Annotated in this window: 14 protein-coding genes, 1 other RNA gene and 1 pseudogene (1 of these 16 only partly in view); 11 read left to right on the top strand and 5 right to left on the bottom strand. The window is 43.5% G+C overall.

All coding sequences use genetic code 11. From position 1 onward, the window contains the following. Window positions 1-31: 31 nt before the first annotated feature. Window positions 32-487 (bottom strand): YhcB family protein, encoded by a 456-nt coding sequence (locus tag CKO50_RS15425; protein ID WP_010376689.1) that lies wholly within the window; start codon window positions 485-487, stop codon window positions 32-34. Between the two features lie 123 nt (window positions 488-610). Here CKO50_RS15425 and zapE point away from each other — a divergent pair, with 123 nt between their 5' ends. From zapE to CKO50_RS15385, 8 genes are all read left to right on the top strand, one after another. Next, entirely contained in the window at window positions 611-1,699 is a 1,089-nt protein-coding gene (gene zapE / locus CKO50_RS15420; protein WP_095728874.1) for a cell division protein ZapE, read from the top strand. A gap of 354 nt (window positions 1,700-2,053) precedes the next feature. Further along, window positions 2,054-2,482, top strand: a complete 429-nt coding sequence (gene rplM / locus CKO50_RS15415) for a 50S ribosomal protein L13 (protein WP_010376694.1) — start codon at window positions 2,054-2,056, stop codon at window positions 2,480-2,482. 8 nt (window positions 2,483-2,490) lie between these two features. After that, window positions 2,491-2,883, top strand: coding sequence for a 30S ribosomal protein S9 (rpsI, locus tag CKO50_RS15410; RefSeq protein WP_161796706.1), 393 nt, complete (start codon window positions 2,491-2,493; stop codon window positions 2,881-2,883). Between the two features lie 516 nt (window positions 2,884-3,399). After that, window positions 3,400-3,990 (top strand): ubiquinol-cytochrome c reductase iron-sulfur subunit, encoded by a 591-nt coding sequence (gene petA / locus CKO50_RS15405; protein ID WP_095728873.1) that lies wholly within the window; start codon window positions 3,400-3,402, stop codon window positions 3,988-3,990. After that, window positions 3,990-5,291 carry a cytochrome b N-terminal domain-containing protein gene (locus CKO50_RS15400; RefSeq protein WP_017219050.1) on the top strand — a complete coding sequence of 434 codons (1,302 nt, stop codon included), beginning with the start codon at window positions 3,990-3,992 and terminating at the stop codon, window positions 5,289-5,291. The genes petA and CKO50_RS15400 overlap by 1 nt, the downstream gene beginning before the upstream one ends. Next, window positions 5,288-6,025: a cytochrome c1 gene (locus CKO50_RS15395; protein WP_017219051.1), complete on the top strand. Its 738-nt coding sequence runs from the start codon at window positions 5,288-5,290 to the stop codon at window positions 6,023-6,025. Before CKO50_RS15400 ends, CKO50_RS15395 begins: the two co-directional genes overlap by 4 nt. A gap of 96 nt (window positions 6,026-6,121) precedes the next feature. Next, complete coding sequence (gene sspA, locus CKO50_RS15390; RefSeq protein ID WP_095728872.1) at window positions 6,122-6,748, top strand: stringent starvation protein SspA; 627 nt, start codon at window positions 6,122-6,124, stop codon at window positions 6,746-6,748. Beyond that, entirely contained in the window at window positions 6,748-7,173 is a 426-nt protein-coding gene (locus tag CKO50_RS15385) for a ClpXP protease specificity-enhancing factor (protein ID WP_095728871.1), read from the top strand. Before sspA ends, CKO50_RS15385 begins: the two co-directional genes overlap by 1 nt. A 37-nt stretch (window positions 7,174-7,210) precedes the next feature. Here CKO50_RS15385 and dolP read toward each other — a convergent pair whose 3' ends face one another. Genes dolP through CKO50_RS15365 form a run of 4 tightly spaced genes read right to left on the bottom strand, consistent with a single transcriptional unit; the run spans window position 7,211 to window position 10,624 of the window. After that, window positions 7,211-7,777, bottom strand: a complete 567-nt coding sequence (dolP, locus tag CKO50_RS15380; protein WP_095728870.1) for a division/outer membrane stress-associated lipid-binding lipoprotein — start codon at window positions 7,775-7,777, stop codon at window positions 7,211-7,213. Further along, entirely contained in the window at window positions 7,774-8,361 is a 588-nt protein-coding gene (locus CKO50_RS15375) for an SIS domain-containing protein (protein WP_095728869.1), read from the bottom strand. The genes dolP and CKO50_RS15375 overlap by 4 nt, the downstream gene beginning before the upstream one ends. A gap of 1 nt (window position 8,362) precedes the next feature. Then, window positions 8,363-8,728: a YraN family protein gene (locus tag CKO50_RS15370; RefSeq protein WP_095728868.1), complete on the bottom strand. Its 366-nt coding sequence runs from the start codon at window positions 8,726-8,728 to the stop codon at window positions 8,363-8,365. A 9-nt stretch (window positions 8,729-8,737) separates the two neighbouring features. Beyond that, complete coding sequence (locus CKO50_RS15365) at window positions 8,738-10,624, bottom strand: penicillin-binding protein activator (protein ID WP_095728867.1); 1,887 nt, start codon at window positions 10,622-10,624, stop codon at window positions 8,738-8,740. Between the two features lie 60 nt (window positions 10,625-10,684). Here CKO50_RS15365 and rsmI point away from each other — a divergent pair, with 60 nt between their 5' ends. From rsmI to CKO50_RS15350, 3 genes and pseudogenes are all read left to right on the top strand, one after another. Then, on the top strand, window positions 10,685-11,545 hold the full coding sequence (gene rsmI / locus CKO50_RS15360; RefSeq protein WP_095728866.1) for a 16S rRNA (cytidine(1402)-2'-O)-methyltransferase: 861 nt from the start codon (window positions 10,685-10,687) through the stop codon (window positions 11,543-11,545). A 54-nt stretch (window positions 11,546-11,599) separates the two neighbouring features. Further along, window positions 11,600-11,970, top strand: an RNA gene (gene rnpB / locus CKO50_RS15355) — RNase P RNA component class A. A gap of 219 nt (window positions 11,971-12,189) precedes the next feature. Then, a pseudogene (locus CKO50_RS15350) lies at window positions 12,190-12,874 on the top strand (serine hydrolase domain-containing protein); it runs 566 nt beyond the window's last position.

Raw genomic sequence — 12,874 nt, 5'->3', positions numbered from 1 at the left:
TTAAAGACTATGGGGTCAACAAAAAGTTTCATCAAGAGGCTTTAATTTGCTCACTTTCTTTTTTTTGACCAGAAAATAACCCAGTTTCACCTTCGGCATAGTCACTAGGTGGTGCCTCAAAGCTTGGGTCTTGTTTACGTCTTCTCTCTGGACGTGCTTGGAGAGAAGCTTGTAGTTGTTCTGTGGTTTCTTTTGAGAAAAAAGGATCAGCAGGATGAGATGGACGATCCTGTGTCAGTAGCTGGTTGGTTTCTTCCACATGGGTAAGCAGCTGTTGATAACTATCCTGCATTTTATTTACTAGCTTTTTGGTGCTAGCAAGATGATCTGATACGTCTTGACGATATTGCTCAAGGTCATGTTTAGCTTGTTGTGCTTGCACTTCCAGTTCGTCGTGTTTGAACTGCTTTTTCGTTACAAAGCCACCTAAAAAGAATGCAGCAATGGCAACAATGATCAGTAATCCAAGCCAAGTAACGGTAGTCATAGGTTTCTCCCTGTGTGCCTCAACGGCAAATAAAATTAAAACTCTGTTAGAGTTAAATATACGCTGTGAATACAGTCGTGTTAATATAACCCACAAACAAATCGTAAAAAAATATTTAAGTCGATGACGCCTTGGGAAAAATATCAGCAAGATCTACAACGTGATGATTTTCAATATGACAGCGCGCAAGAAAATGCCGTAAAGCATTTACAGCGATTGTATGACGATCTTATCAATCAGCCCCCGGTCAAACAAAACTTTTTCTCGCGCTTGTTTGGCAAAGCTGAGCAGCCAAAAGTGAAAGGGTTGTACTTTTGGGGTGGTGTAGGGCGCGGTAAAACCTATCTGGTTGATACTTTTTACGATGCGTTGCCGACAGAGCGTAAAATGCGGGTGCATTTTCACCGCTTTATGCATCGTGTTCATGCTGAGCTGAAAAAGCTTAATGAAGTGAAAAACCCTCTGGAAAGTATCGCTGATACGTTCAAATCTGAAACTGACATTATCTGCTTCGATGAATTTTTCGTTCAAGATATTACTGATGCCATGTTGCTGGGGGGATTAATGCAGGCGCTTTTTGCGCGCGGTATCGTGTTAGTTGCCACATCGAATATTGTGCCAGACGATTTGTATAGAAATGGCTTGCAGCGCGCGCGATTTTTACCCGCTATAGAGTTGGTAAAAGCCAATACCGAGGTTGTTAATGTAGACTCGGGTATTGACTATCGCTTGCGCACGTTGGAACAAGCGGAAATTTTTCACAGCCCACTTGATAAACAAGCGGATGAAAACTTATTCGACTACTTTAATAAACTCTCTCCGGAACCGGGTAAAGCTGGGCAAGCGATTGAGATTGAAGGTCGGATGATCCAAACCCGAATAGTGTCTGATTGTATTGTTATGTTTGATTTCCCAGCGCTATGTGAAACCGCTCGCTCGCAAGTGGATTACATGGAGATCAGTCGCTTATATAACACTGTGATACTATCTAATGTGAAGCAAATGGGTCAGCAAAACGATGATGCGGCAAGACGCTTTATTGCGCTCGTCGATGAGTTTTATGAGCGTAATGTGACGCTTATCATCTCGGCAGCAGCGCCTATTACCGAACTTTATACCGAAGGTACACTGAATTTTGAGTTCAAACGCTGCATTAGCCGCTTGCAAGAAATGCAATCCCATGAATATTTAGCAAAAGAGCATTTAGCCTAACGGCAATTACTTTTTTGCTAAGAGGACTTGTTCGGTGTGGGTGTTTGTAAACATCCTATTTGAACGAGTCCTTGTCACGCACACGTCATCATTTCGTTGGATTTTTTGCCTTTTCGATTTTTTTCGAAATTCTTCAGATTTTCTTGTAGAAAAAAGCACCAAGCGCTGGTTTTCGCCCAGAAGGCTTGCTATAATCCGCGGCCTGCCACGTTGCGTTCTATTGCCCTCGTCGGCTTAGCCACTGACTTGAGCGGCATAAAAGTCTTAAACTCGAAGGGGTTAAAGCAAATACAAGTAGAGCGGTAGTCCAAGGACTGCCTGTGGTTTTAAAATTGAAAACTTTGGATTTTTATAATGAAAACGTTTGTTGCTAAACCAGAAACTGTAAAACGTGACTGGTACGTAGTTGACGCTGAAGGTAAAACTTTAGGTCGCATCGCTACTGAAATCGCTCGTCGCCTTCGCGGTAAGCACAAAGCTGAGTATACTCCACACGTTGACACTGGTGATTACATCATCGTAATCAACGCTGAGAAAGTTACTGTAACTGGTAACAAAACTCAGGACAAAATGTACTATGCTCACTCTGGTTACCCAGGTGGACTTAAGTCTATCAACTTTGAGAAACTTCAAGCTAAAAAGCCTGAAATGATCATCGAGAAAGCGGTTAAAGGCATGTTACCTCGCGGTCCTCTAGGTCGTGAAATGTTCCGTAAACTTAAAGTTTACGCTGGTAACGAGCACAACCACGCTGCACAGCAGCCTCAGGTTCTAGACATTTAAGGAGCACTATCATGGCAAATCAATACTACGGTACAGGTCGTCGTAAAAGTTCAAGTGCTCGCGTATTCCTACGCCCAGGCACTGGCAACATCGTAATCAATAAGCGCTCTTTAGAAGAGTTCTTCGGTCGTGAAACTTCTCGCATGGTTGTTCGTCAGCCTCTAGAGCTAGTTGAAATGACAGAAAAGTTTGACCTATACATCACTGTTGCAGGTGGTGGTACAACTGGTCAAGCGGGTGCTATCCGTCACGGTATCACACGTGCACTAATGGAGTTTGACGAGTCTTTACGTCCAGCTCTACGTAAAGCTGGCTTTGTTACTCGCGATGCTCGTAAAGTTGAGCGTAAGAAAGTTGGTCTTAAGAAAGCACGTAAGAAGACACAGTTCTCTAAGCGTTAATTTATTACGTTTCAAGAATTCAAAAACCCAGCTTATGCTGGGTTTTTTGTTTTTAGCATCTCCTATGTGCACATCAATCTCTCGTATTTACGAGGTATCTAATTCGTTTTGTCCTACTTATTTGCTCAAAAATATCGCGTCGAGTTAAAAAAGTTCAATAAATATAATAATTAGTGCAATTCGAGCGGTAACTTGGCGGTTTTTTTTGCTACAATTGGCGAAGCAAGTAGAAAGGCCTGAGATCCAGTCACGCGATTTGGTGCGTATCCTTAGTCGAGGGGTTGATCTTAGTCAGTATATTGTTGTGTCAGATGCGATATCATAAATACTCGGTTTCATGCTCGAAGTAATCATAGATGATTTTCTGCGGGTTTATTCGGGCATGGATCTGGAATAACCTTGTTTTAATCAAGGTATTTATTTATGATCGCGTCTATTTTGTAATTTCTTAAATTAACCTGCTGTAACTGATGTTCTCAATATAGCAAGTGTTGGGAATCAAGTGGAGATAAGTGGATGAGCAATGCGCCTGTAGACAACAGCCGACGTCGCTTTTTAACTATCGCTACCTCTGTTGTAGGTGGCGTTGGTGCGGTTGGAGCTGCTGTTCCTTTTATTGCGTCCTGGAATCCAAGTGAGCGAGCTAAATCTGCAGGTGCGCCTGTAGAAGTAGATATCAGCAAACTTGAGTCTGGACAACTTATTCGTGTTGAGTGGCGAGGCAAACCAGTTTGGATTGTTAATCGTACACCAAAAATGCTAGAACAAATGAAGCAACACGAAGACCAACTTCGTGATCCTAACTCTGAAGAGCCACAGCAGTTGGCATCTGCGCAGAACGGTTTCCGTTCTAAGCGACCTGAGATTTTCGTCGCGGTTGGGATTTGTACTCACTTAGGGTGTTCACCATCTTTCCTTAACGGAAGCTTTGGTGAAAAAGTAGAAGGCACTGATAGTGGTTTCTTCTGTCCTTGTCACGGTTCGAAGTTTGATATGGCGGGGCGCGTATTCCAAAACGTACCTGCACCTCTAAACTTAGAGATCCCTCCGTATACCTTTATTGACGACACTACCATTTTGGTAGGTGAAGAAGAAGGGGTTGCATAATGTCTGTTAATGTAGATAAAGCAGCAAATACGGGCGTTGTGGGCAAAGTTGTTGATTGGATCGATGCTCGTATTCCGATGACTCGCGTCTGGAATATGCACATTGCTCAATACCCAGCGCCAAAAAACTTTAACTTCTGGTACTTGTTTGGTTCACTCGCCATTCTTGTACTGGTAAACCAGATTGTAACGGGTATCTGGCTAACCATGAACTTTGTACCTTCTGCTGAAGGTGCATTTGCATCAGTAGAATACATCATGCGTGATGTTGAATATGGTTGGTTATTGCGATACCTACACTCTACCGGCGCATCCGCATTCTTTATCGTGGTCTATCTCCACATGTTCCGCGGTATGATCTACGGTTCTTATCAAAAGCCACGTGAATTACTGTGGTTGTTCGGTATGTTTATCTTCTTAGCGCTAATGGCTGAAGCCTTCATGGGTTACTTATTACCATGGGGTCAGATGTCATTCTGGGGTGCTCAAGTAATCATTTCATTATTTGGTGCAATCCCGGTAATTGGTGATGACTTAACGCTTTGGATCCGTGGTGACTACGTTATTTCTGGTGCAACGCTTAACCGTTTCTTTGCACTACACGTTATTGCACTACCATTAGTACTGGTTATCTTAGTATTCCTTCACATTGTTGCACTGCACGAAGTCGGCTCAAATAACCCTGACGGTGTTGAGATCAAGCGCAAGAAAGGCTCTGTAGCTGAGGAAGACAAACCTAAGTTTAAATTCCATGAATACTACACTGATAAAAAAGATATTGTGGATGCAATTCCATTCCACCCTTACTACACAGTAAAAGATGTCTTAGGTGTTGCTGGCTTCTTAATTTTCTTCTGCGCAATAGTATTCTTTGCACCAGAAATGAACGGTTTCTTCCTTGAAGCGCCAAACTTTGAAGCAGCAAACCCGCTTAAAACGCCAGAGCACATTTTCCCAGTTTGGTACTTTACGCCATTCTACGCGATTCTTCGTGCTATTCCTGATAAGTTGATTGGTGTACTAGCAATGGGCGCTTCAATCGTAGCATTGGCACTACTGCCTTGGATTGATCGTGGTTCAGTTCGTTCAATTCGCTACCGTTGTGGTTTCCATAAGTTGAACATTGCTCAGTTTGTTGTCACTTTCGTTATCCTTGGTTGGATTGGTGCAACACCGCAAACTGACTTTAAAACGCTATTGTCGCAAATTACGACAGTAACTTACTTTATGTTCTTCGTGTTGCTATTCTTCTACAGTAAAAACGAGAAGACGAAGCCACTACCAACGAGGTTGACGAAATGATGAAAAAGCTAGTAATCGGTTTATTCGCATTGTTGCCAACGTTATCGATGGCGGCGGGTCCATCAGTGCCTTTGATGGAAGCAAATAATGACTTAACTGATAAAGCATCTCTACAGCGTGGCGCTAAGTTATTTATGAACTACTGCCTTGGCTGTCACCAAATGCAATATCAGCGTTATGAACGTACTTTCCGTGACATCGGTATTCCAACTGAAATTGGTCAAGAAACGCTTATTTTCGATGGCTCAAAAGTAGGTAGTCATATTAAAAACTCTATGGCTAAAGATGATGCAGCAAAATGGTTTGGTGCTGCGCCACCAGACTTAACACTTATCTCTCGTGTTAAGTCTCCAGACTACATCTATACTTACTTGAAGTCGTTCTACAAAGATGAGTCTCGCCCATTTGGTGTGAACAACGTTGTTTTCCCATTGGTGGGTATGCCTCACGTACTACAAGAGTTACAAGGTTTGCCAACACCGATCACTGAAGAAGTGGAAGAGCACGGTCACACAGTGACTAAAGTTGTTGGCACTGAAACAGATGGTACCGGTGAGATGAGTGTTGATGAATATGACCAAGCAGCACGTGACCTGACAAACTTCTTAGCTTATGTAGGTGAGCCTTCTCGCCTGGAGTCAGAAGCTTTAGGTATTAAGGTTATTGGTTTCTTAGTTATCTTCTTCATTCTGGCATTCTTCTTGAAGAAAGAATACTGGAGAGATGTTCATTAATTTGAATATTCAAAGGTAATTTTTGCAATAGGGGCGTTCGCCCCTTTTGCTGTTTAAAGTGATTTAATTACTTTTAGTTTTTTAATGGAGGTAGGCATGGCCGTTGCTGCCAATAAGCGCCCTGTAATGACACTTTTTTCTGGGTCAAACTGTATGTACAGTCACCAGGTACGTATTGTACTTGCTGAGAAAGGTGTAAGTGTTGATATTCACCAGGCTGAAAAGGACAACTTACCAGAAGCTCTACACGAGATTAATCCGTATGGCACTGTCCCTACGCTAATCGATCGTGAGCTTGGCTTGTACCAAGCGAATATCATTATGGAGTATCTAGACGAGCGCTTCCCGCATCCTCCTCTGATGCCTGTATATCCAGTAATGCGTGGCCGTAGTCGCTTGATGATGCACCGCATTGAAACTGACTGGTATTCACTTGCTGAAAAGGTTTCTGCGGGCGGTGATGAGGCTGCACAAGCTCGTAAAGAGTTAACCGAAGCACTACTAGCTGTAGCACCTATCTTCAATGAAGCACCTTACTTCATGAGTGAAGAGTTCAGCTTAGTGGATTGTTATTTAGCTCCACTACTTTGGCGTTTACCACAGCTTGGTATTGAGCTGAATGGCGCAGGTAGCAAAGAGCTAAAAGAATACATGCTGCGTTTATTTGAACGTGACTCATTCCAAGCATCGCTAACGGATGCTGAGCGTGAGATCAGATCGTAATGACGTCTAATCGTCCTTACTTACTACGCGCATTTTACGAGTGGATTGTCGATAACGAATGTACGCCGCATTTAGTGGTGAACGCAGACTTTCCCTCGGTACAGGTTCCAACACAATTTGTGCAAGAAGGGCAAATTGTGTTGAACGTGAGCCCCTCGGCTGTGACGAATTTCTCAATGGATAACCAAGCACTGAGCTTTAATGCTCGGTTTGGTGGTCAACCAATGCAGGTATACGTACCTAACGCTGCGGTATTAGCTATCTATGCCAGAGAAAATGGTGAAGGCACGGTATTCACACCTGAAGAAGAAGTCTTTGAAGATGATGAGTTAGATTTGGCAAAAGAGACTGAAGTCTCACAAGCGCCAGAGACTAAACCGGAATCTGAAAAGAAAAAAGGTTCTCACCTTCGAGTGATAAAATAAAAAAACCTGCGAATGCAGGTTTTTTTATGGTCATTGTTTATATGTACTCAAAGGCTTTGACCACACGTTTTACACCATTAATATTTCTGGCGATTTCTACCGCTGAGTTTGCTTCTTGCTTGGAGACTAAGCCCATCAAGAACACTTCTGCATTCTCGGTAACTACCTTAATATTTGCGCCGTTGATCTCGTCGGCCGCCAGTAGTTTGGTTTTTACTTTGGAGGTCAGCCAAGTATCATGTGTTTGAGTTGTAATACCTATATTCGAGCTTATTCTCAACTGATTATGTACTTGCTTAATCCCAGCAACGTTCTGTAGCGCACGCTCAGCTTCCGTTTTCATTTCTTGATTAGTGACCTGACCAATCATTAATACTACGCCATTAACACTCACCAGTGTGATATTGGTATGATCTGCAAGGCGCTTAATCTCTTTGATGGCAAGCGTACCCTTAATCTCGATATTGTTATCGTCAATTTGTGCACCGATAGTGCGTCTATCATTTGCAGCAGATACCGCACCGGCTGTACCAGCAACTACCGCAGCAGCACACCCTTGTAGTAACAAGATAGCGGCAAGTAAAGAGGTTATTCTCATCATCATACTTCTTCCTGAGGGAATAAAATTGCGTCGATTAGCTCACTTAAACAGTGAGTATTGAATAGTTGTGACTCGATTATCCGACTTGGGCGTTTACTTGGGATCCGGATTTCTACATCCTGTGGGCCCAACAGGCCGGTAATCTCACCACCATCATCGCCAACTAACGCGATGACTTTCATATCTCTAGTAAGGGCTGCTTCCACTGCGCCAATAACCGCCTTTTCTTGCCCGTTTATGGCATACGCCACCAGTAAGTCTCCTTGCTGCGCGAATGCGCGTATTTGCTTGGCAAATCGCTCTCTGGCTTTGCCATTTTCTGGTGACGCCAAATTATATTGCTCATTCGTTAGTGCAATCGCGGGCAGACACGGGCGTTCGGTTTCGTAAAAGTTGCTTAAGATGGTTGCGAAGTGGTGCGCCAACATATGATTACTTGGCGCGCCGCAGCAGATGATTTTATTGCCATTGATCAGGCTCTGAGCCATGGTCATAGCAGCGGTTTCTAAGGCTTTAGGTAATACTTCGCCCGCCGCTATTTGCGCTTGAATTGACTCTGTAAATATAGATTTTATAGATTCTTGCATGCTAAAAAATATTTCTAATCCAGTTTATTTCAGGGGGGTCGGCCCCTTGAATGGCAACAAAGTCGACTCTAAGTTGCGTATTATGCAAATTTTGCTGTGCTAAATAATTATAAATACTACGGTTTAATCTTTGAAGCTTAGTTTTCGATAGCGCGTTAATTGCGCCACCGAAGTGGCTACTATCGCGATACTTTACTTCGATAAACACTAAGGTTTGCGACTCTCGCATAATGAGATCTATCTCTCCGTATTTACAGAGATAGTTTCTGGTGATGGGGGTTAACCCTTGTTTTATCAAGAATTGCTCCGCAATCAACTCAAAATGCTCGCCTTTACTCCGTGTGTTGCTAAATAGTCCTTTAAACATCCAGATATCCTATCTGATCAAAGAGTCTCCCGCAGGTTTCTCTTGTTGCATAAATAATGGTAATGGAGGCTGTTCATCTAAGCTCACCAGCCTAATTTGTTTATTATGGTACTGTGCCCAACTGAGTTTTCGTACTACATCACTGCCACCACGGATGCTGAGCTGGCCGGTTAAGCCATCAAAACTTTTACCCGATAACCAAGCAAGTTGGCGCAGCTCGGGGACTAAATTCGTGGCGTCATATGCCATTGCAAACAAGCGCTGCTCTAAGTCGGCCTGCTCAGGCCATAAAGATTGATAGGCATCTCGAAGCGGTGCTTTTTCAACAGCACCCGGTAGCATCCAAGGCTGCTCGGTAAAATAAAGCCCTTCTAAATCGCCCTTATCAGTAACATCAATTTGTTTACTATAGCTGCGAGAGCTTGCATATAGAGGGATCCTGTCGGCAAATGTACTGACATTGACGTCTAAATAAGGTTTGAGCAGTCGAGTTTCCATTGCATCACCTAAAATATAGATGGCATCAATGTCGCGTCTAGAGCGTGTTTCGCTTTTGAGCTCTTTACGAAATAGACTTTTGATGACGCTAGTGCGTGACTTTGAAGCGTCCACCTCTAAAATATCGGTGATGACATCCGCCATATTTTTACTATTAGTGTAATAACCTACTTCTGGTGCGGTCTCACTGTAGCGTTTCCAGCCTTGATCAAAATACTCAATTAAACGCTTACCAGAGGCATTCGCTGGAGCCAGTAACATAGGCTTTTTATAGCCTTTAGCAAGAAAGTGCTTCATTGCTTGCTCGACTTCATGCTCAGGGTTAAGCGCAAAAAAGTACTGTTCACTGCTGCTAGGCGTAAGCGTTTCGCGTGCATTTAAAAACAAAGTTGGGTAAGCCGCAAAACCTTTATCTGCGAGTAGTTTTTCAACGTTGGATTTTAATAATGGACCAATGACAAAATCGACATTTGCCTCAGCAAGTTGCGTTACGATTTCAGACTCGGATGCCATTTCATCAATGAAGAAGACTTCTTCAATCGTCCCTTCGTCAGTGGCAGCCAAGAAACCATTTTTAAGCGCTGTACCGAGTCGCTCGCTCGCACCAGATTGTGGTAATAACACCGCAAGTCTTTTAACTTGGTAAGGTTCAAGCGCAACAGCGCCTTGTAAATCTTTAGGCAGCAAAGCAACCGCAGGGTGATTAGTAAAACGACGACGCCAATTATTCATGGCTTGGTCGAGCTGGACGCTCGAACCCAAATAAATTTGTTGATATTTAGCCAGTGTTACCCAACCACGTTGTAAAACAGAGCCAGAATCAAAGCGCTCTAGAGCGTAACTTGATAGCTGCTGTAGTGCGAGCCAAATCTCTTCGTGTAACCCGGCCACCGCTAAGTTATGTTCATTGGCAATATCGGCTGCTTTAAAGTATTCAACCAACGCTTTTTTTGGTAATTGTTGCGAGGCATAAATACTACCTAGTAAATACTCATACCAAGCTTGGTGTTCAGGGGTGTTGAGCCTACCCTCTAGTGTGTTTAGTATGGCTAACGCATTGGCATACTGCGACAATTCTTTGCGAGCAAGTGCGATGTATAATTTGTTTTGAATATGATCAACACTGGCTTTTGCTTCCATCGCTAAACCAATTTGCTCTAACATTTGCCAGTCTTTTTCTAAGATAGCAGCGTCTCTGGCTGCATATAGCAATTGGATTTTGGCAACGCCTTCTTTAGTCTGCGCCTTTGCAAATAACGACGCGGCATTGTCATCCGATTGGCTAACGGCTTTAGTTGTTTTAGTTTCTTGGGCGGATTTGGTGACATTTGTGCTTGTACTACAAGCGGATAACCCCGACAATATGGCAACTAAAAGCGCTATCTTTTTAAACTGCACAGGCAAACCTTCTTTTTCACGACTGAGTGGATATCTTACTGACTGATATTGGAGAGCTCAATGGCTAATCTTCACAACGAAAACAAAATCGGCACCCTACATATTGTAGCGACACCAATAGGTAATTTAGATGACATCAGTGAACGTGCACTGAAAGTGTTAAGTCAGGTCGATTTAATCGCTGCCGAAGATACGCGCCACACTGGTAAATTATTGAGCCACTTTAGCATTAAAGCAAAAACTTTTGCACTGCATGATCACAACGAGAAGCAAAAAGCGCAGCAAATTTTAGATTGGTTAAACGAAGGCAAAGACATCGCGCTAGTGTCTGATGCGGGTACGCCGCTTATCAGCGATCCAGGCTATGCCGTGGTAAACCTGTGCCGTGAAGCGGGTGCTACTGTGACTCCCGTTCCTGGCGCGTGTGCCGCCATTGCTGCGGTGAGTTGTTCAGGCTTACCGACAGATAAATTCCAATTCGTGGGATTTTCACCTGCAAAAAGCCAAGCGCGTCAGCAATTTTTTAAAGATGCAGTCGCCTCTGGCATCACCAGTATCTTGTACGAAAGCACCCACCGCATTATGGCAAGTCTAGAAGATATGAAAATCGTGCTGGGCGATACACAAAAAGTCGTTTTTGCTAAAGAACTGACCAAAACCTATGAAACCTTTTTCAGTGGCACGGTTACTGAGCTTATTGAGTTTTTAACCGCAACGCCTGAAAAGCAAAAAGGTGAACTGGTGTTGATGCTACCCGGTGAACAAAGAGATGAGCAAGCATTAACGCCAGAAGCGAAAAAGCTGATTGAGTTACTAGAGCCAGAAATGCCATTGAAAAAGGCCTGCGGCATGGCAGCTGAATATTTAGGGCTAAAAAAGAATGCTTTGTATAAGGCTATCATTGCTGAGCGAGAAGCGTAATACACGCAATTTATCGCGTGCGTTATTGCATTAAAGTGCGTATAATCGCCCGCCTGAGTCAGCCGGATAATCGCTGCCTGTGACGAAAATGATCAGGGGGAGGAAAGTCCGGGCTCCAATGGGCAGGGTGCCAGCTAACGGCTGGGGGGCGTGAGCCTACGACAAGTGCAGCAGAGAGAAGACCGCCTAAGTCCTTCGGGACCGGTAAGGGTGAAAGGGTGCGGTAAGAGCGCACCGGGCCACTGGTAACAGTTGGTTGCAAGGTAAACTCCACCTGGAGCAAGACCAAATAGGGTTCCTTATGGTGTGGCCCGCATCGGAACCGGGTAGGTTGCTCGAGCCTAGGAGCGATCCTAGGCCTAGACGAATGATTATCGATCTCCTTCGGGAGTGAACAGAACCCGGCTTATAGGCTGACTCACACCTCAAGCGTAAACATCCCAACATGAGATGTTTACGCTTGAGACTCCCACTTTATCACCTCACGATTACCTTGTTAAAAACGCCACTTATTTGTATATCTCACCACTTTTCGTTAATTTATTCACCAATGTTTACCCACTGAATTTATTTAAGTGACTGATAAAAATAATTTTTAAGGTTGGTACAATACTTGGACAGATAGAGCCATCTCTCAAGCGAAAATGAGTAATGGAACTATCATGTACAAGAACAACAAAGTTTTACTATCAACCCTGTTATGGTTTGGCACGCTTTTATGGTCGGCATTATTTTCATCCTTGGTGAAGGCTGAGTCGGTAGACAAGCTGATCAAAACCCTCATGAAAGAAAGACATATTCCCGGATTACAGTTGGCCGTGGTTAAAGACGATAAAATCATTAAGCAAGGAAGTTATGGTTTTGCAGACTTACAGCATCAAGTGCCTGTGACTGAGCAGACGTTATTCCCGATTAATTCGATGACAAAGGCGTTTACCGGTGTTGCAATTGTACAGCTCGCTGAGCAAGGTTATCTAAACATTGACGATGAAATTGGTAAGCACTTACCCGATTTACCAAAGGCTTGGCAGCAACTTAAAATTAATCAATTAATGGGTCACACCACAGGTTTGCCGCCGATCCTTGCATCAAATTATGCCCTAGAAACCATTGTACCGAACGATGTGGAAGCCTCATGGCAAGCTGTGCAAAAGCAGCCTCTTCAATTTACACCTAACTCGCGTTTTAGTTATAACCAAACCGGCTATGTGATTTTGGGTAAAATCATTGATAAATATGCACCTGAAGGGTTTCCTGCTTTTATTACCAAGATGCAGTTAGCACGTANCCAATATGCCGCAAACCGCGCAGGCAGGTTTTGATTATCTT

The sequence above is a fragment of the Pseudoalteromonas sp. HM-SA03 genome, from assembly GCF_002289345.1.
Classification (GTDB): domain Bacteria; phylum Pseudomonadota; class Gammaproteobacteria; order Enterobacterales; family Alteromonadaceae; genus Pseudoalteromonas.
The sequence above is the reverse complement of the archived record's forward strand: the minus strand, read 5'-3'. Positions and strand labels throughout refer to the sequence as shown.

What these genes read in the sequence shown, in the direction of transcription:
- CKO50_RS15425 (WP_010376689.1), bottom strand. Translation starts at nt 487, where the DNA reads ATGACTACCGTTACTTGGCTTGGATTACTGATCATTGTTGCCATTGCT.
- zapE (WP_095728874.1), top strand. Translation starts at nt 611, where the DNA reads ATGACGCCTTGGGAAAAATATCAGCAAGATCTACAACGTGATGATTTT.
- rplM (WP_010376694.1), top strand. Translation starts at nt 2,054, where the DNA reads ATGAAAACGTTTGTTGCTAAACCAGAAACTGTAAAACGTGACTGGTAC.
- petA (WP_095728873.1), top strand. Translation starts at nt 3,400, where the DNA reads ATGAGCAATGCGCCTGTAGACAACAGCCGACGTCGCTTTTTAACTATC.
- CKO50_RS15400 (WP_017219050.1), top strand. Translation starts at nt 3,990, where the DNA reads ATGTCTGTTAATGTAGATAAAGCAGCAAATACGGGCGTTGTGGGCAAA.
- CKO50_RS15395 (WP_017219051.1), top strand. Translation starts at nt 5,288, where the DNA reads ATGATGAAAAAGCTAGTAATCGGTTTATTCGCATTGTTGCCAACGTTA.
- sspA (WP_095728872.1), top strand. Translation starts at nt 6,122, where the DNA reads ATGGCCGTTGCTGCCAATAAGCGCCCTGTAATGACACTTTTTTCTGGG.
- CKO50_RS15385 (WP_095728871.1), top strand. Translation starts at nt 6,748, where the DNA reads ATGACGTCTAATCGTCCTTACTTACTACGCGCATTTTACGAGTGGATT.
- dolP (WP_095728870.1), bottom strand. Translation starts at nt 7,777, where the DNA reads ATGATGATGAGAATAACCTCTTTACTTGCCGCTATCTTGTTACTACAA.
- CKO50_RS15375 (WP_095728869.1), bottom strand. Translation starts at nt 8,361, where the DNA reads ATGCAAGAATCTATAAAATCTATATTTACAGAGTCAATTCAAGCGCAA.
- CKO50_RS15370 (WP_095728868.1), bottom strand. Translation starts at nt 8,728, where the DNA reads ATGTTTAAAGGACTATTTAGCAACACACGGAGTAAAGGCGAGCATTTT.
- rsmI (WP_095728866.1), top strand. Translation starts at nt 10,685, where the DNA reads ATGGCTAATCTTCACAACGAAAACAAAATCGGCACCCTACATATTGTA.